Annotated in this window: 27 protein-coding genes, 3 pseudogenes and 1 riboswitch; of the genes and pseudogenes, 19 read left to right on the forward strand and 11 right to left on the reverse strand. The window is 38.8% G+C overall.

Features of this window, described 5'->3' with window-relative positions:
• Positions 1-67 precede the first annotated feature (67 nt).
• A pseudogene (locus tag SPPN_RS01430) lies at positions 68-289 on the reverse strand (helix-turn-helix domain-containing protein); the annotation flags it as partial.
• A gap of 504 nt (positions 290-793) precedes the next feature.
• Here SPPN_RS01430 and SPPN_RS01435 point away from each other — a divergent pair.
• The 7 genes and pseudogenes from SPPN_RS01435 to SPPN_RS14130 all read left to right on the forward strand — a co-directional run bounded on the left by SPPN_RS01435 (position 794) and on the right by SPPN_RS14130 (position 5,482).
• On the forward strand, positions 794-1,216 hold the full coding sequence (locus tag SPPN_RS01435) for a sigma-70 family RNA polymerase sigma factor (RefSeq protein WP_000804885.1): 423 nt from the start codon (positions 794-796) through the stop codon (positions 1,214-1,216).
• Positions 1,213-1,443 carry a helix-turn-helix domain-containing protein gene (locus tag SPPN_RS01440; protein WP_000857133.1) on the forward strand — a complete coding sequence of 77 codons (231 nt, stop codon included), beginning with the start codon at positions 1,213-1,215 and terminating at the stop codon, positions 1,441-1,443. Before SPPN_RS01435 ends, SPPN_RS01440 begins: the two co-directional genes overlap by 4 nt.
• A gap of 460 nt (positions 1,444-1,903) precedes the next feature.
• Positions 1,904-2,107, forward strand: a complete 204-nt coding sequence (locus SPPN_RS01445; protein WP_000814511.1) for an excisionase — start codon at positions 1,904-1,906, stop codon at positions 2,105-2,107.
• Between the two features lie 81 nt (positions 2,108-2,188).
• On the forward strand, positions 2,189-3,406 hold the full coding sequence (locus SPPN_RS01450; protein ID WP_001291561.1) for a tyrosine-type recombinase/integrase: 1,218 nt from the start codon (positions 2,189-2,191) through the stop codon (positions 3,404-3,406).
• Between the two features lie 487 nt (positions 3,407-3,893).
• Positions 3,894-5,138, forward strand: coding sequence for an MFS transporter (locus SPPN_RS01455; protein WP_044011931.1), 1,245 nt, complete (start codon positions 3,894-3,896; stop codon positions 5,136-5,138).
• 16 nt (positions 5,139-5,154) lie between these two features.
• A pseudogene (locus tag SPPN_RS01460) lies at positions 5,155-5,379 on the forward strand (hypothetical protein); the annotation flags it as partial.
• Positions 5,357-5,482, forward strand: coding sequence for a hypothetical protein (locus tag SPPN_RS14130; protein WP_257379697.1), 126 nt, complete (start codon positions 5,357-5,359; stop codon positions 5,480-5,482). The pseudogene SPPN_RS01460 and the gene SPPN_RS14130, both read left to right, overlap by 23 nt.
• Before the next feature lie 92 nt (positions 5,483-5,574).
• Here SPPN_RS14130 and SPPN_RS01465 read toward each other — a convergent pair whose 3' ends face one another.
• Positions 5,575-6,144 carry an MptD family putative ECF transporter S component gene (locus SPPN_RS01465; protein WP_000415697.1) on the reverse strand — a complete coding sequence of 190 codons (570 nt, stop codon included), beginning with the start codon at positions 6,142-6,144 and terminating at the stop codon, positions 5,575-5,577.
• A 134-nt stretch (positions 6,145-6,278) separates the two neighbouring features.
• Between SPPN_RS01465 and SPPN_RS01470 the strand changes: the two genes are divergently transcribed.
• The 5 genes from SPPN_RS01470 (at position 6,279) to nrdI (ending at position 10,981) form a co-directional block, all read left to right on the forward strand.
• Positions 6,279-6,893 (forward strand): YesL family protein, encoded by a 615-nt coding sequence (locus tag SPPN_RS01470; protein WP_000532349.1) that lies wholly within the window; start codon positions 6,279-6,281, stop codon positions 6,891-6,893.
• Complete coding sequence (locus SPPN_RS01475; RefSeq protein WP_080564646.1) at positions 6,871-8,541, forward strand: histidine kinase; 1,671 nt, start codon at positions 6,871-6,873, stop codon at positions 8,539-8,541. The genes SPPN_RS01470 and SPPN_RS01475 overlap by 23 nt, the downstream gene beginning before the upstream one ends.
• Positions 8,542-8,552: 11 nt before the next feature.
• Positions 8,553-9,839 (forward strand): response regulator transcription factor, encoded by a 1,287-nt coding sequence (locus SPPN_RS01480; RefSeq protein ID WP_000278885.1) that lies wholly within the window; start codon positions 8,553-8,555, stop codon positions 9,837-9,839.
• A 60-nt stretch (positions 9,840-9,899) separates the two neighbouring features.
• Complete coding sequence (locus SPPN_RS01485; RefSeq protein WP_000729016.1) at positions 9,900-10,433, forward strand: ABC transporter permease; 534 nt, start codon at positions 9,900-9,902, stop codon at positions 10,431-10,433.
• 77 nt (positions 10,434-10,510) lie between these two features.
• Positions 10,511-10,981: a class Ib ribonucleoside-diphosphate reductase assembly flavoprotein NrdI gene (gene nrdI / locus SPPN_RS01490; protein ID WP_014017189.1), complete on the forward strand. Its 471-nt coding sequence runs from the start codon at positions 10,511-10,513 to the stop codon at positions 10,979-10,981.
• Positions 10,982-11,266: 285 nt separating this feature from the next.
• Here nrdI and SPPN_RS01495 read toward each other — a convergent pair whose 3' ends face one another.
• The 4 genes from SPPN_RS01495 to SPPN_RS01510 form a co-directional block, all read right to left on the reverse strand.
• Complete coding sequence (locus SPPN_RS01495) at positions 11,267-12,529, reverse strand: NRAMP family divalent metal transporter (protein WP_000075792.1); 1,263 nt, start codon at positions 12,527-12,529, stop codon at positions 11,267-11,269.
• 46 nt (positions 12,530-12,575) lie between these two features.
• Positions 12,576-12,905, reverse strand: coding sequence for a hypothetical protein (locus SPPN_RS13715; RefSeq protein ID WP_049779867.1), 330 nt, complete (start codon positions 12,903-12,905; stop codon positions 12,576-12,578).
• 71 nt (positions 12,906-12,976) lie between these two features.
• Positions 12,977-13,435 carry a DUF3021 domain-containing protein gene (locus SPPN_RS01505; RefSeq protein ID WP_000743999.1) on the reverse strand — a complete coding sequence of 153 codons (459 nt, stop codon included), beginning with the start codon at positions 13,433-13,435 and terminating at the stop codon, positions 12,977-12,979.
• Positions 13,432-13,872, reverse strand: a complete 441-nt coding sequence (locus SPPN_RS01510) for a LytTR family DNA-binding domain-containing protein (protein WP_007284769.1) — start codon at positions 13,870-13,872, stop codon at positions 13,432-13,434. Before SPPN_RS01510 ends, SPPN_RS01505 begins: the two co-directional genes overlap by 4 nt.
• Positions 13,873-14,077: 205 nt before the next feature.
• Here SPPN_RS01510 and mutL point away from each other — a divergent pair, with 205 nt between their 5' ends.
• Positions 14,078-16,027: a DNA mismatch repair endonuclease MutL gene (gene mutL / locus SPPN_RS01515; RefSeq protein ID WP_000018207.1), complete on the forward strand. Its 1,950-nt coding sequence runs from the start codon at positions 14,078-14,080 to the stop codon at positions 16,025-16,027.
• A 324-nt stretch (positions 16,028-16,351) separates the two neighbouring features.
• Here the strand turns inward: mutL and ribH are convergent, their stop codons facing one another.
• From ribH to ribD, 4 genes are read right to left on the reverse strand one after another with little or no spacing between them, the layout of a single operon-like run.
• The gene (ribH, locus tag SPPN_RS01520; protein ID WP_001099497.1) at positions 16,352-16,819 is read right to left on the reverse strand and encodes a 6,7-dimethyl-8-ribityllumazine synthase; all 468 of its coding nucleotides are present in this window, start codon (positions 16,817-16,819) and stop codon (positions 16,352-16,354) included.
• Positions 16,820-18,025 (reverse strand): bifunctional 3,4-dihydroxy-2-butanone-4-phosphate synthase/GTP cyclohydrolase II, encoded by a 1,206-nt coding sequence (locus SPPN_RS01525; protein ID WP_007284770.1) that lies wholly within the window; start codon positions 18,023-18,025, stop codon positions 16,820-16,822.
• A 19-nt stretch (positions 18,026-18,044) separates the two neighbouring features.
• The gene (gene ribE / locus SPPN_RS01530; protein WP_000493848.1) at positions 18,045-18,680 is read right to left on the reverse strand and encodes a riboflavin synthase; all 636 of its coding nucleotides are present in this window, start codon (positions 18,678-18,680) and stop codon (positions 18,045-18,047) included.
• The gene (ribD, locus tag SPPN_RS01535) at positions 18,665-19,765 is read right to left on the reverse strand and encodes a bifunctional diaminohydroxyphosphoribosylaminopyrimidine deaminase/5-amino-6-(5-phosphoribosylamino)uracil reductase RibD (protein WP_001284090.1); all 1,101 of its coding nucleotides are present in this window, start codon (positions 19,763-19,765) and stop codon (positions 18,665-18,667) included. Before ribD ends, ribE begins: the two co-directional genes overlap by 16 nt.
• A 133-nt stretch (positions 19,766-19,898) precedes the next feature.
• Positions 19,899-20,013: riboswitch (FMN riboswitch) on the reverse strand.
• 156 nt (positions 20,014-20,169) lie between these two features.
• Between ribD and ruvA the strand changes: the two genes are divergently transcribed.
• The 6 genes and pseudogenes from ruvA (at position 20,170) to SPPN_RS01570 (ending at position 22,390) form a co-directional block, all read left to right on the forward strand.
• Positions 20,170-20,763, forward strand: a complete 594-nt coding sequence (gene ruvA / locus SPPN_RS01540) for a Holliday junction branch migration protein RuvA (RefSeq protein WP_000273402.1) — start codon at positions 20,170-20,172, stop codon at positions 20,761-20,763.
• Between the two features lie 9 nt (positions 20,764-20,772).
• Positions 20,773-20,958: pseudogene (locus SPPN_RS01545) on the forward strand (DNA-3-methyladenine glycosylase I); the annotation flags it as partial.
• A 187-nt stretch (positions 20,959-21,145) separates the two neighbouring features.
• Positions 21,146-21,391 (forward strand): hypothetical protein, encoded by a 246-nt coding sequence (locus SPPN_RS01555; RefSeq protein ID WP_001813542.1) that lies wholly within the window; start codon positions 21,146-21,148, stop codon positions 21,389-21,391.
• Positions 21,388-21,723 carry a DinB/UmuC family translesion DNA polymerase gene (locus SPPN_RS01560; protein ID WP_000806926.1) on the forward strand — a complete coding sequence of 112 codons (336 nt, stop codon included), beginning with the start codon at positions 21,388-21,390 and terminating at the stop codon, positions 21,721-21,723. The genes SPPN_RS01555 and SPPN_RS01560 overlap by 4 nt, the downstream gene beginning before the upstream one ends.
• A 12-nt stretch (positions 21,724-21,735) precedes the next feature.
• Positions 21,736-22,104 (forward strand): hypothetical protein, encoded by a 369-nt coding sequence (locus SPPN_RS01565; protein WP_000567222.1) that lies wholly within the window; start codon positions 21,736-21,738, stop codon positions 22,102-22,104.
• Entirely contained in the window at positions 22,091-22,390 is a 300-nt protein-coding gene (locus tag SPPN_RS01570) for a DUF5960 family protein (protein WP_001072467.1), read from the forward strand. Before SPPN_RS01565 ends, SPPN_RS01570 begins: the two co-directional genes overlap by 14 nt.
• A gap of 117 nt (positions 22,391-22,507) precedes the next feature.
• Here the strand turns inward: SPPN_RS01570 and msr(D) are convergent, their stop codons facing one another.
• A complete protein-coding gene (gene msr(D) / locus SPPN_RS01575; RefSeq protein WP_000420314.1) occupies positions 22,508-23,971 on the reverse strand; it encodes an ABC-F type ribosomal protection protein Msr(D) in 1,464 nt (487 codons plus the stop codon).
• Between the last annotated feature and the right edge of the window lie 11 nt (positions 23,972-23,982).

Here is a 23,982-nt window from a genome sequence, read left to right on the forward strand (position 1 = left end):
AAACATTGGTTTAGTGGGAATTTGTACCCCTTATCGATACAAATTCCCACTAAGCGCTCGGGACCCCAGGTAAGAAAAATTCATCAACGGAAACATGAAGTAACGATACAAGGTCATAAAGAACTTGTATGCTGGGGTGTTGCCCTTTATTTTCAATATTAGTTAAGTACCGTGGGTCAATTTCAATCAATGCTCCCACTTGTTCACGAGTTAAACCTCGTTTCAATCGAGCTTCTTTAATGGCTAAACCAAAGGCTCTAAAATCATATTTATCTTCTTTTTTACGCATAGTAGACCACCTCTATACATTTTATTGTTCCTACTGAATTAAAAACAGGTATAGAAAAACGTGTTATATGGTTTATAGGTTTATATTTAATAAAAAGCACTACTAAACGCCAATAAAAAAAACCGTTATATGGTAGTGCTATTTACGCTGTTAAAATATTGTATATTACTTCCAAATGGCGGTTTGTTGGAGGTCAACGTCGCCATGAAGTACATCATATACAATAAATTTCCTTACATTGGGTTCTTGTCAAAAAAAGTCGTCTATCTGCAATAGATAAGTACGTCCACCAATGTGGTTTTATAAATCATATAGATAGAATAACAGAAGCATGTAAACAGAGAAATAAATCTGTTTATATGCTTTTTTGGCTATTCAGAACTTTTTTACAAAGTTTATTTATCAGTAATGCAACAAATCCCCCTTTCACATTGGGACTAAGAGTGAAAGGAGATAAACGAGCAAGGCTCACTTCCTTTCCTAGACAGAAAGGGGGTGAGAAACATGAAACCATCTTCTTTTCAGACCACAATAGAAAATCAGTTTGACTATATCTGTAAACGTGCTATGGAAGACGAGCGAAAGAATTATATGCTTTATCTTTCAAGGATTGCAAAGCGTGAGGTGTCCTTTTCGGATGTTGGCGATTATCTTGTTAGCCAGTTTGCGACAACAGATAACTATTCAACTGACTTTCAGATTTTTACACTCAATGGGTTATCAGTAGGCGTTGAAAATGATTTGTTGAGTGAAGCATTACGTGAGTTGCCAGACAAGAAACGTGAAATTCTACTGCTGTTTTACTTTATGGACATGAGCGATTCAGAAATTGCAGACCTGTTGAAATTGAACCGTTCTACTGTCTATCGGCATAGAACCAGTGGACTAGCCTTAATTAAAAAGTTTATGGAGGAATTTGAAGAATGAAAACACAATATCCTATGATTCCCTTTCCTCTCATTGTAAAGGCAACAGATGGCGATACCGAAGCGATTAACCAGATTCTACATCATTACAGAGGGTACATAACGAAGCGTTCCCTACGACTTATGAAAGATGAATATGGCAATCAAAGTATGGTCGTTGATGAAGTCTTACGTGGAAGAATGGAAACCAGACTGATTACAAAGATTTTGTCATTTGAAATTAAGTAATATCCTCTCTCCTTTCGTGGAAGCGTGCTAAACCATTCCACGCTTCCCGAACAGGGAGGTTTGTTATTCCACCAAAGCATATTGAGCTTTCAATGTGTTTTGATAGGCTAACGAGCCATTGTTCTTTGAAAACTGAATAAAAGTAATCGAATACGTTTCGATAAGAAAAGAGCCAACGGAACTAACCGCCATGACCTATCTTATAAAGATAGCGAGCGATTCATGTTAGTGATCCGAGAAGCAATCTTTAGCAGGATTGCCTGCAACGACATTCTTATCGTGATAATGATACTCCCATACAGTCAATAGTCCGAGCGTGATAAAACCGTCGCAGGCAATGAGTATGGCTACATGAGAACCATGCAGGGGTGGAACTCCCGTGAGCTTTGCTAAAGCTGTTCGATTGCTGGTAAAACAACTTTTATGAAATCCAAATAAGTGATTTGGAAAGGAGGATTTTATGAAGCAGACTGACATTCCTATTTGGGAACGTTATACCCTAACCATTGAAGAAGCGTCAAAATATTTTCGTATTGGCGAAAACAAGCTACGACGCTTGGCAGAGGAAAATAAAAATGCAAATTGGCTGATTATGAATGGCAATCGTATTCAGATTAAACGAAAACAATTTGAAAAAATTATAGATACATTGGACGCAATCTAGCGTCGCCAAAGGGTCTTGTATATGATAAAATAGTATTAAGTCGTATCAAGGCTCTTTCCATAAAGGAAAGGAGCAAATGCCATGTCAGAAAAAAGACGTGACAATAAAGGTCGAATCTTAAAGACTGGAGAGAGCCAACGAAAAGACGGAAGATACTTATACAAATATATAGATTCATTTGGAGAACCGCAATTTGTTTACTCGTGGAAACTTGTGGCTACAGACCGAGTACCAGCAGGAAAGCGTGATTGTATCTCACTTAGAGAGAAAATCGCAGAGTTACAGAAAGACATTCATGATGGTATTGATGTTGTAGGAAAGAAAATGACACTCTGCCAGCTTTACGCAAAACAGAACGCTCAAAGACCAAAGGTTAGAAAAAACACTGAAACTGGACGCAAATATCTTATGGATATTTTGAAGAAAGACAAGTTAGGTGTAAGAAGTATTGACAGTATTAAGCCATCAGACGCTAAAGAATGGGCTATTAGAATGAGTGAAAATGGTTATGCTTATCAAACCATCAATAACTACAAACGTTCTTTAAAGGCTTCATTCTATATTGCTATACAAGATGATTGTGTTCGGAAGAATCCATTTGACTTTCAACTGAAAGCAGTTCTTGATGATGATACTGTCCCTAAGACCGTACTAACAGAAGAACAGGAAGAAAAACTGTTAGCCTTTGCAAAAGCTGATAAAACCTACAGCAAAAATTATGATGAAATTCTGATACTCTTAAAAACAGGTCTTCGTATTTCAGAGTTTGGTGGTTTGACACTTCCAGATTTAGATTTTGAGAATCGTCTTGTCAATATAGACCATCAGCTATTGAGAGATACTGAAATTGGGTACTACATTGAAACACCAAAGACCAAAAGTGGCGAACGTCAAGTTCCTATGGTTGAAGAAGCCTATCAAGCATTTAAGCGAGTGTTAGCGAATCGAAAGAATGATAAGCGTGTTGAGATTGATGGATATAGTGATTTCCTCTTTCTTAATAGAAAGAACTATCCAAAAGTGGCAAGTGATTACAACGGCATGATGAAAGGTCTTGTTAAGAAATACAATAAGTATAACGAGGATAAATTGCCACACATCACTCCACATAGTTTGCGACATACATTCTGTACCAACTATGCAAATGCAGGAATGAATCCAAAGGCATTACAGTACATTATGGGACATGCTAATATAGCCATGACGCTGAACTATTACGCACATGCAACATTCGATTCTGCAATGGCAGAAATGAAACGCTTGAATAAAGAGAAGCAACAGGAGCGTCTTGTTGCTTAGTAGTACAAATGAATTTACTACTTATTTACCACTTCTGACAGCTAAGACATGAGGAAATATGCAAAGAAACGTGAAGTATCTTCCTACAGTAAAAATACTCGAAAGCACATAGAATAAGGCTTTACGAGCATTTAAGAAAATATAAAAAGATAATTAGAAATTTATACTTTGTTTAATGTAAAAAATAAGGGTCTTGAAAAAATCCAGAGAGGCATTACAATCTTACAAGATTTAGAGTATATAGATGGTGCAAGATATTATGAAAACTATTTTGCAAATCAGCTTTCAAATAAAGATTTGTAATATATTCTCATTACATCGACTGATGAAAAATAAATGGGCTTGTAGATGGAGTGATAAATAGCAGTATCTAGGAGCTAGAGTTCTTATTTTCAGAAAAAATATATTACAAAAAAGTGGGGAGCCCCGCTTTTTTTGTTAGACTGGTTTCAATAGAATACTCTTTGAAATGTGAGAAAGGCCTGTTATGAAACTATTCTTAAAACATCATTTATTTAGAATACTGACCTTATCAAGGTTTTTGAGCTCAAGTGGAGCTTATATTTATAATCTGGTATTTATCGTTTATGCTGCGAGTCTACCCTTTAAAAATATAGCTGTATTTATGGCGAATATGATTACGATTTTACCTTTCCTATTTACTTTTTATGTTGGGATTAAGGCGGATCATACTCGGAATAAAGCAGGGACAATTATCTGGGTTGGTTGTGTGCAAAGTCTCCTATTTCTTTTGATTGCTAGTGTGATTCATGATCAGAACTTCGTAACGTTTGCTGTTATCTGTATGGTTAATATCTGTTCGGATATTTTATCAGATTATACAGCAGGCCTTCGTATGCCGATTATCCAGCATAATATTTCGGAAGATAAGCTCTATGAAGCTTATTCCTTTACTCAGTTTGTCTCCTATTTATCAAATCTAGGAGGTCAAGCCTTAGGAGTGTGGTTACTCACAACCAGCAATCAAAATTTTTCTTTTGTTGCAATTGTGAATGCTGGCTTCTTTTTACTATCTTCTCTTATTTTGTTCAAAAATAGAAGAGAATTGACGTATTTGTCTGTAACGGTAGAGAATGAGTCGATTAGTTTACTTCAACAAGTTAAGGCAATCTATGCGGACATGGATGATATCTTTAGGCAAAGAGAAAGTAAATCTTTGTTTAAAATGATCCTTGTCATTTTGGTAATGAATACTTTGGGAGGAGCTGTTGGAGGTATTTATCACTTTTACTTATTAGACCATACTATCTATCATCTCAGCTATGCTCAAGCCCTATTTTTAATTGAATGTGTTAGCTTGGGAGGAGCTATTCTTGGTAGCCTAACCCCCAATGATTATTTTGGGAAATTGTCGTTTTCAAGTTTGCTATCGCTCAATGCAAGTCTGTTTGTCTTGCTTGCTACTGCTAATATTTTAGATTTTTCTCCTCTAGTAGGTGTTGCCTGCTTAACCTTTGTCATGTATTTGATGTCGAAATCAATGCCTAAATTAGATACTCTGTTATTGTCTAATTTGAGTGCGGATGTATTAGCTAGAAGTAATAATCTCTTGAGTATGATTTTTTCCCTAACATTACCCTTGGGGATGTCTGTATTTTCCTTCTTAGCTTTGCAAGATATCAGGCTTTGTTGGTGGGTATTTTTGGTAGTGAGTGTGATAGGGTTGATTTTATCACTAGAAAAAAGAAGTTTTTCAGGTAAAAAAGTTTAACCTAGGCAAATCAGGCTTACTAGAAGGTCTTCCAGATTTGATTCGTGTGACGACTGTAACCTTGATTTCCCTTGTTGGTGAAACAGCTATGGCTGGTGCGGTTGGAGCTGGCGGTATTGGTAACGTAGTCATCGCTTATGGATTTAACCGCTACAATCACGATAAAACTATCTTGGCAACCATCATTATCATTTTGATTATCTTTAAATTCATACTCAATGAAAATCAAAGAGCAAAGTAGGAAACTAGCCGCAGGTTGCTCAAAACACTGTTTTGAGGTTGGAGATAAGACTGACGAAGTCAGTTACATATACCTACGGCAAGGCGACGTTGACGTGGTTTGAAGAGATTTTCGAAGAGTATCAATTCTTGGGAGACTTCTTGACCAAGTCTTGAGCCATAAATAAAAAAGAGCCGCCTGGCTCTTTTTAACTAATCAGATTTTCTGTGCAAATTTTTTACTCAAGGCTTGTCCAATCAAGGCACCCACTAGGGCTCCGATGACAATACTTGCGATAAATAGAAGGACAGTTCCAGGGTTTGGCGCAACCATGATACGGTCGATATATTCTTGCGATTTTCCTCTTGCTAGAAGGGTTGCCATATAGGCTTGGGGTGCAATCCACATGAGTAAGATTGGTCCTGCTGTGCTAAAGGCAAAGAGTATGAAAGAAAGGAAATTCTTAGTTTGGTTCTTGTATTTTCCGAGGTTAGCTACTCCATCTGCTAGCAGCCCACAGATAATTCCAGGAAGGAAGGCACCGGCACCGTGTTTAGTTCCCAAGAAAAAGAGAGCAATAACAAGACCGATAGTGGTAACGGCTCCAAAGCGCGGAACTTTTGCGACTAGAATCATATAGACGCTACCGCCGACAAGGGCAGTAAAAGCAGGCGCATAAAACATGTTTCCAGTCTGATCAAAGAGATTGCCCAAAAGAACACCAATCCCCATGCAGAGGAAGTAAAGAACTGCAAAAAGCAGTGTAGTTAAGATAGATTTTTCCATGAATTGTCTCCTGATCATTTTTTCACAATTCTCATTGTACCACGGTTTGCTGGGATTGTAAATGGGTACTAGAAGTTTTTGAAAACGCTTGAAATATGATATAATGGTTTCATAGTTATTTTTAGGGGGATATCATGGGTAGATTTTTAGACTTTGTCTTTAATCGTTTCTTTTTAGGGATGATTGCGACAGCCTTCTTTTGGCTATTAACCTTGGCAGGAGGAATTATCCTTGGTCTAGCGCCGGCTAGTGCCACCTTGATGAGCTTGTATGCAGAACATGGTTATAGCTTTCGGGAATACAGTTTGAAGGAGGCCTGGTCTCTTTATAAGCAAAATTTCGTCTCAAGCAACCTGATTTTCTATAGCTTTTTAGGAGTGGATTTAGTTTTGGTCTATGGCTTGTATCTCTTGGTGCAATTGCCTCATCAGACTATTATTCATTTGATTGCGACCTTTTTGAATGTTCTAGTAGTTGCCCTGTTGTTTTTGGCCTATACAGTATCTTTGAAATTACAAGTTTATTTTGACTTGTCCTATCGAAATAGCCTCAAACTATCCTTGATTGGCATCTTTATGAGTTTAGCAGCTGTGGCCAAGGTTCTCCTTGGGACAGTGCTACTTGTGGCAATTGGTTACTATATGCCTGCCCTGCTATTTTTTGTAGGAATTGGGATGTGGCATTTCTTTATCAGTGATATGTTGGAACCGGTCTATGAAAGTATCCATGAAAAATTGGCGACAAAGTAGGATGAAGCAGTTTTGGCTACATACGCTTCTAAGAACCTACAGTTCAGTGATGATCATTATTATTGCGAGTTTTGCAATCTTATTCTCTTACGCTGACTGGGATTCACGGGAAAAGGAAGCCCAGAGAGTAGCCCAGCGTGTAACTGCTAGAACAGTGAGTGAAATTGAATATTACCATAGAGAGTCAACCCAGATAGCTCAGGCTTTAGTTGAAAATCAAGCTCGTATTGAGGGAATCTATAAATACTTTAGCCTCAGCATGCCAGACTATTTTTACTGGCAATTAGAGCGGAAAGCTTCGCCTTATGTATCAGTCTCTCTGCATGAAAATGTTGATGACCTCTATGTTCGAAATGATTTTGTAACTGGAGTGGCTATTGCTTTTCAAGATTACAAGGAAGTCTATGTTTCTACTAAAGACAAACGTAGTGGAGAAAAAATCAGGGCTGAGGATTTCAAACCAGCAGGAAATAGTTTTGCCATTCCAGTGTCAGATCCAGTGTCAGATCAAGATTTAGGAGTGATTTACATCTCCTTGGATCCTGCTGTTTTATACCATGCCATTGATAATACTAGAGGTCATACTCCGATGGCAGTAACAGTGACCTCACCTTTTGATACGGAGATTTTTCATATTGGTGAAACAGTTGATAAGGAGAGTGAAAATTGGCTTGTTGGCTTAACTTCTCATGGCTATCAGGTTCAGGTGGCAGTTCCCAAAAACTTTGTTTTACAAGGAACGGTGACCAGCTCTGCTTTGATTGTGAGCTTGAGCCTTCTCTTTATTGTCATTCTTTATCTGACTTTGAGGCAGACTTTTGCTAACTACCAAAAGCAGGTAGTGGATTTGGTGGATTCTATTCAAGCTATTGCCCAAGGAGAGGAAGGTCTTCGTATTGACACACTTGAAAAGGATCAGGAATTGCTCCTAATCGCGGAGACGACCAATGATATGTTAGATCGTTTGGAAAAGAATATCCATGATATTTATCAGCTAGAGCTTAGTCAAAAAGATGCCAATATGCGGGCCTTGCAGGCACAAATCAATCCTCATTTTATGTATAATACGCTAGAGTTTTTGCGTATGTACGCAGTCATGCAAAGTCAAGACGAGTTGGCAGATATCATTTATGAATTCAGTAGTCTCTTGCGTAACAATATTTCCGACGAAAGAGAAACTCTTCTAAAACAGGAATTAGAATTTTGCCGTAAATACAGCTATCTCTGCATGGTTCGCTATCCCAAGTCCATTGCCTATGGTTTCAAGATAGATCCAGAGTTAGAGAATATGAAGATTCCCAAGTTTACCTTGCAACCGCTGGTAGAAAATTATTTCGCGCATGGTGTTGACCACAGACGGACAGATAATGTGATTAGCATCAAAGCTCTTAAACAGGATGGTTTTGTAGAAATTTTGGTGGTCGATAATGGCCGTGGAATGTCGGCTGAAAAACTGGCAAGTATTCGAGAAAAATTAAGTCAGAGACATTTTGAACACCAAGCCAGTTACAGTGATCAAAAGCAATCTATCGGGATTGTCAATGTCCATGAGCGTTTTGTGCTCTATTTTGGGGACCGCTATGCTATTACTATAGATTCTGCAGAGCAAGCCGGTGTTCAGTATCGTATTACAATTCAAGATGAGTAGAAAGGGAGAAAATGTATAAAGTATTATTAGTAGATGATGAGTACATGGTGACAGAAGGTCTGAAACGTTTGATTCCCTTTGATAAGTGGGATATGGAGGTCGTCGCAACAGCCAGTCATGCCGATGAAGCCCTAGAATATGTTCAGAACAATCCCGTTGATGTCATCATTTCAGATGTCAATATGCCCGACAAAACAGGGCTTGATATGATTCGGGAGATGAAAGAAATCTTACCAGATGTAGCCTATATCCTGCTTTCAGGTTATCAGGAGTTTGATTATGTAAAAAGAGCAATGAACCTTAGTGTGGTGGACTATCTGGTCAAGCCTGTTGATAAGGTAGAGTTAGGAAATCTGCTGGAGAAGATTGCAGATCAGCTCGGCGAGAGAGGGAAGAAAAGTCAGACTCTCAGTCAAGAATTAGACGAGGCTGGATTTGTCAGTTATTTAGGAGGTAAGGAGAATTGGTGGATAGGTCTATCCAAGGAAAAGCAAGGTTCCTTCACCATTCCCTACTATGTATTGGGTCAAGACTGGCAGATTTTCATTTCTGACCAACCCCTAGATGGTTTAGTCGTTACTCCCTTTGAAGCTCCCTATCAAGAACACTTTGAACGCTGGAAGCTGAATGCTGAGAAAGCCCTCTTTTACGGCTCTGTAAATCTACAACAGTCTCAGAGTCTCTTTGCCTATTACGAACCGATTTATAGGGTTATCATTCAGGGGAATCTCAATCAAATCGTGGAAGAGTTGAATCTTTTGGAAAAGGTGGTTCTTGAAAATACACCTCGTGTTCCGATTACTAAACAGCTTTTTATCCAGTTTGTCATGGATGTCTTTCACTTGTTTGAACATCTCAAAGCTGATGATATGACGGACATTGTCAAAACCATTCATGCTATTCAATCCTTCGATGAATTGGTTTCTTATATCAAGGAAACTCTGACCAGCTTTTTCGGTCAATACCGTATGAATGAAAATGTGGTCAGTGTTCTGGAAGTCATTGGTCGTGATTACCAAAAGGAGCTTTCCCTCAAGGATATCAGTAAGGCCCTCTTTATCAATCCTGTCTATCTAGGGCAGTTGATTAAGCGAGAAACCGATTCGACCTTTGCAGAGCTTTTAAACAAACAACGTATTAAGGCTGCCCAACAGCTCTTGCTTTCAACTAGTGACAGTATCGAAGATATTTGTTATGCTGTTGGTTACAGTAACCTTGGATATTTCTATAAAGTTTTCCGAAAATTGTGCGGAAAATCGCCAAAAGCCTACCGAAAACAGGTAGAAACGATACTATAAGATTTGTATTCCTTTACAAAATGTGCTATAATATGAATAATATTATTAGGAGGTTCTATCATGAAAAAGAAACCGATTTATCTATGGGTCTTGTTAATCTTGTCTGCCCTTATTTCAGCTATGTCTCTGTTTGGAATGTTGAGTCCCTTACCTAGCAAAGAAGCCCTTCGTGCTGCTCAGAAACAAGTTGCAGGGGTCAGTGCTCAGCAATTAGAAGACCAGCTTAATTACAACTATGGAGTAGCAGAAGCGTATCATTCTATTTTTAATATGGCCTTGATTGTGCTATCTGCTATTTTAGTGGTCGTAGCGATTGTCTTCCTTATTCGTAAGAATTTGCAATATGCAAACTATACTTACGTTGGCTATGTTTTGTTAGCTATTATCGGTTCGATTTATGGCTATGTTGGTTTACAGGACGCTGTGCAGTTGGTTCAAGATGAGAGCATGCGTTTGACAATGAGTATTGGTTCAAAAGCTGTTAGCATTTTCTATATCGTCATCAATGTTCTCTTCCTAGCCCTTGTCTTCTATAAGATGTGGCGTCAGCAGAAAGCCTTGGCAGAAGAAGAGGGAGCAGAAAATCTTGCCTAAGTATTGACAAAAAAGAACTATCAAGATACAATCTTGGTAGTTCTTTTTCGATTAAAAATAAAATCATGGAGGAAAATATGAAGACAATTTCTTTAGTTTATATCAGTTTGAGCGGCAATACTGAGAGTTTTGTGACACGCTTGAAAGACTATCTCTTGTCCCAGTACGAGGGAATTGAGGTTCAAAAGATTCATATCAAGGATTTGGTCAAGGAAGGTAAAAATTTCTATGAGATGGACCATCCCTATGTCGCTTTTTTGCCGACCTATCTCGAAGGTGGGAATGGCGTGGATAACGGAGATGTTGAGATCTTGACGACACCCGTTGGGGATTTTATCGCCTATGGTGACAATGCTAGCAAGTGTTTTGGTGTGGTTGGTTCAGGAAATCGTAACTTTAATAATCAATACTGTCTGACAGCCAAGCAATACAGTCAACGTTTTGGTTTCCCTGTATTGGCTGATTTTGAAATGCGAGGCATGCTGGAAGATATCAAACATGTCGCAGCTATTATCGCAGATTTGTATGAGTTGGAAAAGGAGAATTAAAGTCAATATAAGAGGCGTTTGGGATTTTTCAACTGTTTTTTTGAGTATAAACAGTCTTTAAGAACGTAAAAAAGCATAAGTTCAGGTCTTCAAAACCTTGTTCTTATGCTTTTTATCATAGAAATATTTGCTGCATTTTCTCTTGAAATGAAACCTTATACTCAATGAAAATCAAAGAGCAAACTAGGAAACTAGCCGCAGGCTGTACTTGAGTACGGCAAGGCGACGTTGACGTGGTTTGAATTTGATTTGCGAAGAGTATTATCTTCATCTCGCGCTTGTCAGTTATCCTGCTTTTCCGATTGCGAGTGCGTAGATAAAGAAGATGGCGAAGCCAAAGAGGAAAAGCAATCCCGCAATGGCAAGGTGTTTGAGCCAAGAAGGAAGATTTTTGTTTTCACGTGTTACCAAGGCGTAATTCAAAAGAGCAAAGAAAGGTGTTGTCAGGAAAGAGCCAATCATGGCAAAGCGGAGCATGGTTGAAACCTGACCAGCGAAGAACTTGATAATGACGATACCGATGATAGCAGTGATGGTCATCCAGATGTTCAAAGATTTACGATTGTCCTCTTTTTGACTGATTAGCAGTCGGAGAGATTCCTGATTAACGCGAGAATAGCCATCGATAACAGTTATAACTGTTCCAAAGATACAGAGGAAGGCAATAAAAGTAATCAAGTAACGGGACCATTCGCCAAGAACAGAGGCATACATGCCCACGAATTGAGAGATGTATTTGACTGAAGCAGCTTCAACCGCCTGCCCTGTAGGATACTGAATCAGTGCTCCCAGTGCTACAAAGAAGACGGCTAGGATAGCTGTTCCAATATAACCAGTGTTAAAGTCAAACAGAGCGTCTTCTGTGTTAAAGTTGACGGTCTTTCTCTTTTCAGCTGACCAAAGCGAATTGATAGCTGAAATTTCAATAGGAGCCGGCATCCATCCTAGGAGGGAGACGATGAAGGGCAGAGCTGCCATTTGCCAAGGTGTCTTCTCGACAAAATCAGAACTGTATTCTGGATGCTTGACCGCTGCGATGATAACTGCAAGAACAGTTGCAATGGTTAAGGCAGACATAATCCATTTGACCATGCCGTCTAAAAGTTTGTAGCCTCCAAAGAGTAGCATAGCCCAAATGATTGCAACGAGAATGAGGGACCACTGAGTAATGCTAAGTCCAATCATTGGGAAGGCACTGGCGATGATAGCTGAGCACAGAATGGCAACACCAGCCGTGTTGACCATAGCCGAAAAGACATTGAGGATAAAGAAAATCCAGAGATAGAGTTTTCCTTTTTCGGCATAACCTTCAACCAAAGTCTTTCCAGTATCAGCTGTGTATTCAGCACCAAAACGGAAAAATGGATATTTAAAGACATTGGCTAAGATGACCAAGAGAAGTAGAGACCAACCGTAAGAACCGCCAGCTTGAGTTGAGGATACAATGTGGGAACCTCCAACAGCGGCAGTTGCCATTAGGATTCCAGGTCCCATTGCTTTTAGCTTGCTTGCCCAGGTTGATTGATTTAAGGAAATAGCTTGCGACATGATAAATACTCCTTTTTGAATTTTCAGAATAATCTGTATATGTAATCTATATTCTACAAAAAATTTTTGGAAAATGCAAGAATATTTTGAAAAAAGATAGAAAATTTACAAAGAAGATCTGAAAATAACTGTTATGATAGTGATACTCTTCGAAAATCTCTTCAAACCACGTCAGCATCGCCTTACCGTAGGTATGGTTACTGACTTCGTCAGTTCTATCCACAACCTCAAAACAGTGTTTTGAGCTGACTTCGTCAGTTCTATCCACAACCTCAAAACAGTGTTTTGAGCTGACTTCGTCAGTCTTATCTGCAACCTCAAAACAATGTTTTGAGCAACCTGCGGCTAGCTTCCTAGTTTGCTCTTTGATTTTCATTGAGTATAAGGTGCAGCAGGATAAAGAAAAACCGAGAAGTTTCTTTCTCGGATTTGCTTATTATGAGTTTCTTACTTTCTATGCTCCAAGAGTTGATTGATGTGATCTACTTTTTTAGCCTCTCTTTTATAGAGAATAGCCCAGATGATGAGATAAACAATCGCAAACTCAAGGATGAGCTGGAGATAGAAGAACCAGTGGAAAGGGAACCAACCTGCTAGAGTTGCTAGTGGGACAAAGCCAGCCAGCATAAGGAAGAAATGAGTCAGAGTGGCACGAAGCATGCTCCAGTCACGGCTGAATAAGCGGTTGCCAAAGTTGAAGAGCATACCGATGGCTGCCCAGATAAGAGTACAGTAGAGCAAGACCAGGGCACCGTGAACCTGATGTTGAGCCATCACTTGGCCGATGATAGAGTAGGGATTTAGTGGTGCGTAGGTATTTGGTGCATAAATGAGTGAAAAGAGGATAGAGAGGATGAGGCCGATAAGAACACCGGTGGCTGCGTCGTAGAAGATTTGTTTTTTCATAGTTCTAATTTCTCCTTGATGGTTTTTAGGTAACGGCGTGAAGAGTAGGTGAAGCTTTCGTTTTTCAAGAAAATTTCAACCAGACCGTTGGGCGTGAGCTTGAGGTGAGAGATGGAATCGATATTGATGATTTCTGATTGGGAAATTTGGATAAAATTGCTTGGCAAGAGTTCAAGGATCTGATAGAGTCGTAAGTCAATGGTGTAGGTCTGACTCGCCGTTTCTGCTAGAACCTTCCGATTCTCAATATAGAAGCGCTGAATCTTGCCAATCTCAACTAGATAGACCTGATCATCGATTTTTCCTTTGATTTTTTCTGTTCGGTCAAGATTTTCTGCGAACTCGATGACTTTTTGGACTTTTTCGGTCTCTTGAGGTGCTTGGACAATCAGCTTTTCCTCTTCGTAAGTTTCACTAATCTGTAGTTCTACTTTCATAAATTTCTCTCCTTGTTTTTCATACAAAATTGTGATCACTTCTTGTACACCTTTATTAAACACTATTTTTCAGCCCCTTGCAAGGGACTTTGTCTATGTGGAGGGATTTGGCTCCTATGTGGTGGAGTTTTTCTGTCCTATCTGAAATATGGTATAATAGCACTAATCAATTTCTAGGAAAACAGATACAGAAAGGGGCTGAAAGATGTCTCATATTATTGAATTGCCAGAGGTGCTGGCAAACCAGATTGCAGCTGGAGAGGTTATCGAGCGTCCAGCTAGCGTTGTTAAGGAGCTGGTAGAAAATGCCATTGATGCGGGCTCTAGTCAGATTATCATTGAGATTGAGGAAGCTGGTCTCAAGAAAATCCAAATCACAGATAATGGTCATGGAATTGCCCACGATGAGGTGGAGCTGGCTCTGCGTCGTCATGCGACTAGTAAGATAAAAAATCAAGCAGACCTCTTTCGGATTCGGACGCTTGGTTTTCGTGGTGAAGCCTTGCCTTCTATTGCGTCCGTCAGCGTTTTAACTCTTTTGACAGCAGTTGAGGGCGCAAGTCACGGAACCAAGCTCGTCGCGCGTGGGGGTGAAGTTGAGGAAGTCATCCCAGCGACTAGTCCTGTGGGAACCAAGGTTTGTGTGGAGGATCTCTTTTTCAACACGCCTGCCCGTCTCAAGTATATGAAGAGCCAGCAAGCAGAGTTGTCTCATATCATTGATATCGTCAACCGTCTGGGCTTGGCCCATCCTGAGATTTCTTTTAGCTTGATTAGTGATGGCAAGGAAATGACGCGGACAGCAGGGACTGGTCAATTGCGCCAAGCAATCGCAGGAATTTACGGTTTGGCGAGTGCCAAGAAGATGATTGAAATTGAGAACTCTGACCTAGATTTCGAAATTTCAGGTTTTGTGTCCTTGCCTGAGTTGACTCGGGCTAACCGCAATTATATCAGCCTCTTCATCAATGGCCGTTATATCAAGAACTTCCTGCTCAATCGTGCAATTCTTGACGGCTATGGCAGTAAGCTCATGGTGGGGCGTTTTCCACTGGCTGTCGTTCACATTCATATCGACCCTTATCTAGCGGATGTCAATGTGCATCCAACCAAGCAAGAGGTGCGGATTTCCAAGGAAAAAGAACTGATGACCTTGGTCTCAGAAGCTATTACAAATAGTCTCAAGGAACAAACCTTGATTCCAGATGCCTTGGAAAATCTTGCCAAATCGACCGTGCGCAATCGTGAGAAGGTGGAGCAAACTATTCTCCCACTCAAAGAAAATACGCTCTACTATGAGAAAACTGAGCCGTCAAGACCTAGTCAAACTGAAGTAGCTGATTATCAGGTAGAATTGACTGATGAAGGGCAGGATTTGACCCTGTTTGCCAAGGAAACCTTGGACCGATTGACCAAGCCAGCAAAACTGCATTTTGCAGAGAGAAAGCCTGCTAACTACGACCAGCTAGACCATCCAGAGTTAGATCTTGCTAGCATCGATAAGGCTTATGACAAACTGGAGCGAGAAGAAGCATCCAGCTTCCCAGAGTTGGAGTTTTTCGGACAAATGCACGGGACTTATCTCTTTGCCCAAGGGCGAGATGGACTTTACATCATAGATCAGCACGCTGCTCAGGAACGGGTCAAGTACGAGGAGTACCGTGAAAGCATTGGCAATGTTGACCAGAGCCAGCAGCAACTCCTAGTGCCCTATATCTTTGAATTTCCTGCGGATGATGCCCTGCGTCTCAAGGAAAGAATGCCTCTCTTAGAGGAAGTGGGCGTCTTTCTAGCAGAGTACGGAGAAAATCAATTTATTCTACGTGAACATCCTATTTGGATGGCAGAAGAAGAGATTGAATCAGGCATCTATGAGATGTGCGACATGCTCCTTTTGACCAAGGAAGTTTCTATCAAGAAATACCGAGCAGAGCTGGCTATCATGATGTCTTGCAAGCGATCTATCAAGGCCAATCATCGTATTGATGATCATTCAGCTAGACAACTCCTCTATCAGCTTTCTCAATGTGACAATCCCTATAACTGTCCTCACGGACGTCCTGTTTTGGTGCATTTTACCAAGTCGGATATGGAAAAGATGTTCCGACGTATTCAGGAAAATCACACCAGTCTCCGTGAGTTGGGGAAATATTAAAAGTATAAAAAAGTCTGGGAAAAATGTTCAAAATCAGAAAAACGCATAAAATCAGGTGTTCAAAAACCTTGATTTTATGCGTTTTATCATAGAAATATTTACTTCATTTTTTCCTAATTCTTTTCGAAAATCTCTTCAAACCAGGTCAGTTTTATCAGTAATCTCAAAACAGTGTTTTGAGCTAATTTTGCTAGTTTTGTCTGTAACATCGAAGTTGTGTTTTACCACTCTGCGACTGGTTTCCTAGTTTGCTCTATGATTTTCACAGAGTATTAAATTGCGATTTTGCCAAGTTTCTTTATTCGTCTAAAAGTAGAGTCTGTTCTATGCGTCTAATGTACGAATTAGGTTGACCATTTCAATAGCGCCTTGTGCACACTCAGAACCCTTATTTCCTGCTTTAGTGCCAGCTCGTTCTATGGCTTGTTCAATTGTATCTGTCGTTAGCACACCAAACATAACTGGGATTTCGCTATTTAAACTGATTTGGGCGATTCCCTTAGATACCTCGCTACATACATAATCATAATGACTTGTATTCCCTCTAATGACAGCTCCTAAGCAGATAATTGCATCATATTTTTTACTTTTTGCCATTTTTGATGCAATCAGAGGTATTTCAAAAGCTCCTGGAACCCAGGCCACCTCGATATCTTTCTCGTTTACATTCTCTCTTTTGAGATTATCCAGTGCTCCAGATAATAATTTTGAAGTTATAAATTCATTAAATCTCGCTACAACAATACCGATTTTAATATCGTTCGCTACTAAATTACCTTCATAAGTGTTCATTTATTTTTCCTCCATATTTAAAATGTGACCCATTCGATTTTTCTTTGTTTCTAAATAAAAACTATCGTAAGGATTGGCTTCTATTTCGATTGGTATTCTACTGGAAATGGTAATTCCATATTTTTCTAACTGTTCAACTTTGTCAGGATTATTTGTCAGTAAATGTAGTGACTGTAGTCCTAGGTCTTTAAGCATTTGTGCTCCAATATGATATTCTCTTAAATCACCTTCAAAGCCTAATGCAAGATTGGCATCAAGCGTATCCATGCCTTGATCTTGTAAATGATAGGCTTTTAATTTATTGATAAGTCCAATTCCTCGTCCCTCCTGTCGCAAGTAAAGTAAGACACCCGAACCATTCTCAACAATCATTTTCATAGCTTTATCGAATTGCTGTCCACAATCGCAACGTAAAGAGCCTAAAACATCTCCTGTTAAACATTCGGAGTGGACCCGACATAATACATTGGCTTCATCCTCTATGTTTCCCATAATAAGAGCAAGATGATGTTCCCCATTTAGTTTATCTATATAGCTAATTGCTTTGAAATTACCGTATCTAGTAGGCATATTGACAGTTGAAACTCGTTCTACCAGCTGATCATATACTTTTCTATATTCTTGTAATTCTTTGATGGTAATTAGTGGAATCTTGTGTTTCTTCGAGAACTGAATTAAATCATCTGTTCTCATCATTTTGCCATCATGATTCATTATTTCACAACATAGGCCACACTCTTTTAGTCCAGCTAATTTTAATAAATCAACAGTTGCTTCTGTGTGTCCATTTCTTTCTAGAACACCACCTTTTTTTGCAATTAAAGGAAACATGTGTCCTGGCCTGCGAAAATCAGAGGGTATTATATCTTCAGCTACACACATACGTGCGGTCAGTCCTCTTTCCTCGGCAGAAATACCTGTGGTCGTTTCTTTATAATCAATTGAAACTGTAAAAGCAGTCTTATGATTATCTGTATTGTTTTCAACCATAGGTGAAAGCATTAATTGATTAGCTAAACTTTCGCTCATAGGCATACAAATTAATCCTTTGGCATAAGTAGCCATAAAATTAACATTTTCTGTTGTAGCTGCTTGTGCAGAACAAATTAAGTCTCCTTCATTTTCTCTATCCTTATCGTCTATAACAAGAACAAGTCGTCCCTTCTGCAATGCTTCTAATGCTTCTTGTATTTTTCGATATTCCATTGACTGATTATCCTTTCTGCTAAAATCCATTTTGATATAATAGTTCCTTAGATATTTCTGATTTTGGAGAATTATCCATCAGTTTTTGCACATATTTACCTAAGATATCATTTTCAAGATTTACTGTACTCCCGACTTGTTTACTCTTAAGAATGGTTTGTTCCAAGGTATGAGGGATAACAGATACTGAAAAGTTTACTTTGGAGACTTTAGCGACAGTCAGACTAATGCCGTCAATTGTAATAGATCCTTTTTCAACTATTAAATCTAAAATTTCTTTTTGTGTGTTGATTTGATACCATACAGCATTATTATCTTTTTTTATTGACGAGATTTTTCCTGTACCATCAATGTGTCCTGTAACGACGTGACCCCCAAGTCGACCGTTGACAGATAAGGCTCTTTCTAGATTCACCTCACTTCCATGTTTTAATAGAGTAAGAGCTGTTCGACTCCATGTTTCATTCATTACATCAACTGTAAAGGATTGATGATTGAAATGAGTAACTGTAAGACAGATACCATTTACTGCTATACTATCGCCTAAATGGATATCCGTTAATATTTTTGAGGCTTTAATTGATAGTTTACAATTACGAGAGTCTTTCTGTATTCTTTCAACTTTTCCGATTTCTTCAATTATTCCTGTGAACATGGATAAATCACTTCACTTTCTATGAGATAGTCATTTCCTATTTGAGAAAAAGCATAAGGTTTCAATCTAATAGCGTCATTTGGCAAAGAAATGCCTTCACCTCCGACAGGAAACTTGGCACTGCCTCCAAAAATTTTTGGTGCAATATATATTTTCAGCTCATCAACAATTTGTTGTTCCAAAGCACTCCAATTCATTAGACTGCCCCCTTCTAGAACTAGGCTATCAATCTGCATGTTTCCTAGATGTTGCATTAAACTCGATAAGTCTATATGATTGCCTTTTTTCTTTATGGAAAGTATTTCACAGCCATGATTTTGATATAGCTTCATTTTATTTTTGTCTTCAGAGGAAGTGGCAATGTAAGTTTTAATATCATTTGCTGTTTTTACGATTTTAGAGGTAAGAGGAGTTCGTAAATGTGTATCGCATATGATACGGATAGGATTTTTCCCTTCCTCCAATCTACATGTCAGCAAAGGATCGTCTTGAATAACAGTATTGACTCCCACCATAATTGCACTAACATGGTGTCGTAATTGATGCACATGCTTTCTTGCTTCTTCTTCAGTAATCCATTTGGATTGATTTGTTTTAGTGGCTATTTTTCCATCCATTGACATTGCATATTTCATAAAAACATAGGGTACATGCTGGGTAATATACTTTCTAAAACTTTTTATTAAGTTAAGACACTCATTTTCTAAAATTCCAACAGTAACTTGAAGATTATTTTCCTCAAGTATCTTTACTCCTTTTCCAGATACAATAGGATTACAGTCTAGGCTTCCAATGACTACTCTTGTAATACCACTATCGATTATAGCATCTATACAGGGAGGTGTTTTCCCGAAGTGACAACAGGGTTCAAGTGTTACATAAAGCGTCGCTCCGACAGGGGATTTTCTACAGTTTTTAAGAGCATTTCTCTCAGCATGTGGGCCACCAAAAAACTCATGATAACCTTGTCCGATAATGTGATTATCTTTTACAATAATTGCGCCAACCATAGGATTGGGATTGACGTAACCAGCCCCTTTTTGTGCCAGTTTTATTGCTAATTTCATATATTTTGAATCGCTCATCTCACTACCTCCAAAAAAATATACCTTGAATAGGGGACTACTCAAGGCATACAAAAGAAAACTTATGCGATTAACAAAAATGCTCTGAAATGACAAGTAATCATTTCAGAGCACGCAAAAAGCACAAATATACTTTTATCTTCTTTCATCCAGACTATACTGTCGGCTTTGGAATTTCACCAAATCATGCCTTTCGGCTCGTGGGCTATACCACCGGTAGGGAATTGCACCCTGCCCTGAAGATAGTTATTCAATTACAGATGATTATAGTACTTAATTTTGAATATGTCAACAGATAAATACCGATTGTTTTTGATATACTGTATTTGTGATAATCGATTCTCGCTCCTCGGATAAAGAAAATATGATATACTAGATAAACGAAATAAGAGAGAAGGAACACTATGTACGAATATTTAAAAGGAATCATTACCAAAATCACTGCCAAATACATTGTTATTGAAATCAATGGTATCGGTTATATCCTGCATGTGGCTAATCCCTATGCTTACTCAGGACAGGTCAACCAAGAAACTCAAATTTATGTGCATCAAGTCGTGCGTGAGGACGCTCATCTGCTTTATGGATTTCGCTCAGAAGACGAGAAAAAGCTCTTTCTCAGTCTGATTTCGGTCTCTGGGATTGGTCCTGTATCAGCTCTTGCTATTATCGCTGCTGATGACAATGCTGGCTTGGTTCAAGCCATCGAAACCAAGAATATTACCTACTTGACCAAGTTCCCTAAAATTGGCAAGAAAACAGCCCAGCAGATGGTGCTGGACTTGGAAGGCAAGGTAGTAGTTGCTGGAGATGACCTTCCTGCTAAGGTCGCAGTGCAAGCAAGCGCTGAAAACCAAGAATTGGAAGAAGCCATGGAAGCCATGTTGGCACTGGGATACAAGGCGACCGAACTCAAGAAAATCAAGAAATTCTTTGAAGGAACGACAGATACAGCTGAGAACTATATCAAGTCGGCCCTTAAAATGTTGGTCAAATAGGAGCAGAGCATGACAAAACGTTGTTCGTGGGTCAAGGTGACCAATCCGCTCTACATTGCCTATCATGATGAGGAGTGGGGTCAACCCCTCCATGATGACCAAGCATTGTTTGAGTTGTTGTGTATGGAAACCTATCAGGCTGTGCTGAGAGCTTTCTTCTATACTAATAGACGAAAGGGTGTGAAAATGATTTTTAAATGATACTGTGGAACGGAACAGTAGCCCTAGTATTGACTACTGTCGTTTCTATTCATATTGGCTATTCTAGGACTGAGATGAAAAAATCTATAAATGCTCAGAATAAAATTGAACCCGCAAATCTCCCCAAAACAATGGTGAGTCATGTACTTGTATTATTCCGAAAAAATACACCTCTGGTGCAGTGAGACAAATTGGTGTATCTTATAGTGGCTTCGTAGATGAAAGCTATACTCTACTATCACTCTTTGATGATGTAGAACAAATTGAAAAAGATAATAGACTTCAGACAGCTATTGATGTTGTCAGAGAACAGTTTGGTTTTTTAGCCATACAAAAAGGAACCGTCCTAACTGAAGGTTCCAGAAATATTGAACGCAGTAAACTTATCGGTGGTCATTCCGCGGGTGGATTGGAGGGATTAAAATGAAACAAGAAAAAAATACAGTACAATTTTCAGAAATCCGTAGCAAAGGATGTAATGATATTGAAATGCTTGAAAGATTTTTACATGGAATCGTTGAAACAGCAACTTCAAAACTTCGTCAGAGAAAACTCAAAACAACTGAAATATCGATACGACTAGTACATGCTAAATCTGAAAACCGATTACCATTGGAATTTACATTTAGCATTAAGCCAACAAGCTCATCTGTGATAATCTATACTGAGGTAATCAATCGCTTTAAAGAATGTTACACAGGTGGGGGAATTCAAGGTTTTACGATTCAATTTGATAAAAATACCCTTGCCTCTGCATAGAAAGGATTTGATATGATTGACCGTTCATATTTACCATTTCAATCAGCAAGAGAGTACCAGGATACAAAGATGCAAAAATGGATGGGCTTTTTCCTATCTGAACATGCATCAGCACTCTCTGATGATACAAACAAAGTAACGTACATGTCTGACTTATCACTAGAGAAGAAATTATTACTCCTCAGTCAAGTATACGCCGGGCAGCTACGCACACGCATTCAAGTGATTGAAAAAAACAAGCGTGTTTCCTACACTGGAACAATACCAAGTCTGACCAAAGATTTCATTTTGATAAAAACTACAACAGGTCACATCAATTTGAAATTAAAAGACATTATTAGTATTGAACTTGTCGAGGAGGTGCTCTATGAATCAGCTTGAGTTTCAGCGTAATCACCTACAAATGGACTATTATAGCGAGAGCTACCAAGATTTTGAACGTGACTTCTACCGCTACTCTAACATGAATATTCCATTGACCTTCCTAACTGATGATATCCTAAAAACAATGGCGACTTCACGTAAGAATTACTTTGTCCTCAATAAGGAAAAGTCCAGAGATAACCGCGATCACTTCTTCATATTTGAAGTAAGTACCGTAGATGAGAATCCGCTAATCTATCATTATACATATAAGAAAACTACAATATATTTAGCAGAAAAATAGGAGCAGTTCAATTGACTGTTCCTATTTTTAATATTCATAAAATCTAAAGTCTTTATACTCTTTAACAATGGAGTCGCCAACCAGAACAGACTATACTGACCAGCGACTACCTTAAATTTAATGTTTCAGATTTATTTTCTTATCTCTAATTTCATAAACTACATCTGCTACATTTTCGAGTAATCGTTTATCGTGGGTGATAAACACGATAGTTCCGGTGTACTCCTTCATTAGTATTTCCAAAGCCTCTAAACTTGGTATGTCAAGGAAGTTACTGGGTTCATCCATTATTAGGATGTTATATCTACCCATGAGCATTTTAGCAAGCAACAATTTTATAATTTCTCCACCGCTTAAAACAGATAAACTTTTTCCAATATCGTTCTGTTTGAACCCCATAGATGCTAGCACTGAACGAATTTCTGATATATTGTAGTCACAATCCTTCTGCATAAACTCCATAACATTCTGATTACTGTTGTACTTGTAACCATTCTGTGCAAAGTAACCTATTTTTGCCTTAGGCGAAATAGAAATTCCTTCTTCATGGTTTAAGATCATTTGGATTAAAGTTGTTTTTCCGATTCCATTACCACCAGTTAACGCCACTTTTGCTCCTAACGGAATTTGAAAAGATGCATTTTCAAACAGAGCCTTATCCCCAAATACTTTATTAATTTCTGCACCGACTATAGGGTATGGATTATGGAGCTCCAATGCTTTACTTTGCCTGAAACGAATTCTGCGAATGCCTTCCGGAGCTTCTACTTTTCCTAAGGCCGCAATCCTGTGCTCTAGGGTTTTAGCAGCATTATACATCTTTTTTTCCTTACTTCCTATTGATTTTTGATGAGCTAAACGCCCTCCGTCTTTAGTACTTTTTTTCTTTGAAGAACCTTTTGCCTTCTGTTCTATTTTACGAGCCTGTTTTCGCTTTTCCTCCGCAGCCCTTTCCAATCGGGCACGTTCCGCAATAAATTGTTCGTATTCTGCAGCTTGGCTCTTACGTTCTTCCTCTTTCTGACGAAGATAATCAGAATAGTTTCCCCAATACTCAGTGATTTTGCCATCTTTCAGTTCCCATATTTTATCTACTATTTCATCAAGAAAATAGCGGTCATGGCTAATAACTAACAGTGCACCTGTAAAATATTTTAGCTGTCCTATTAGAAAATCAATTCCTTCACGGTCTAAATGGCTCGTAGGTTCATCCGCTAAAATACCATGAACCTGTGCCGATAAGGCCTGTGCTATTTTAAGCCTTGTTTCTTCACCACCGCTCATAGTCTGTATATTTAATTGCTCAACACCTAGCTTGCCTACAAGTGCAAAATCTTTTTCCTCCTGCAGAGTTACTTCGTCCAACTGGGGAATATAGGCAAGTTCACCCAGACGATTCATTTTACATCCTGGGGGAGTTAATTCTCCTAAAAGTACCCTGAGTAAAGTGCTTTTTCCAGCACCATTTGCTCCTACTAAACCAATACGGTCATAATCATATACTTCTAATTCATTTATATCTAAAACATCGCGTCCTTTGAATTCCACACGAATGTCTTTTGCTTTTAATATTAATTCCATAACATTTCCTC

The organism is Streptococcus pseudopneumoniae IS7493, assembly GCF_000221985.1.
Taxonomy (GTDB): Bacteria; Bacillota; Bacilli; order Lactobacillales; family Streptococcaceae; genus Streptococcus; species Streptococcus pseudopneumoniae.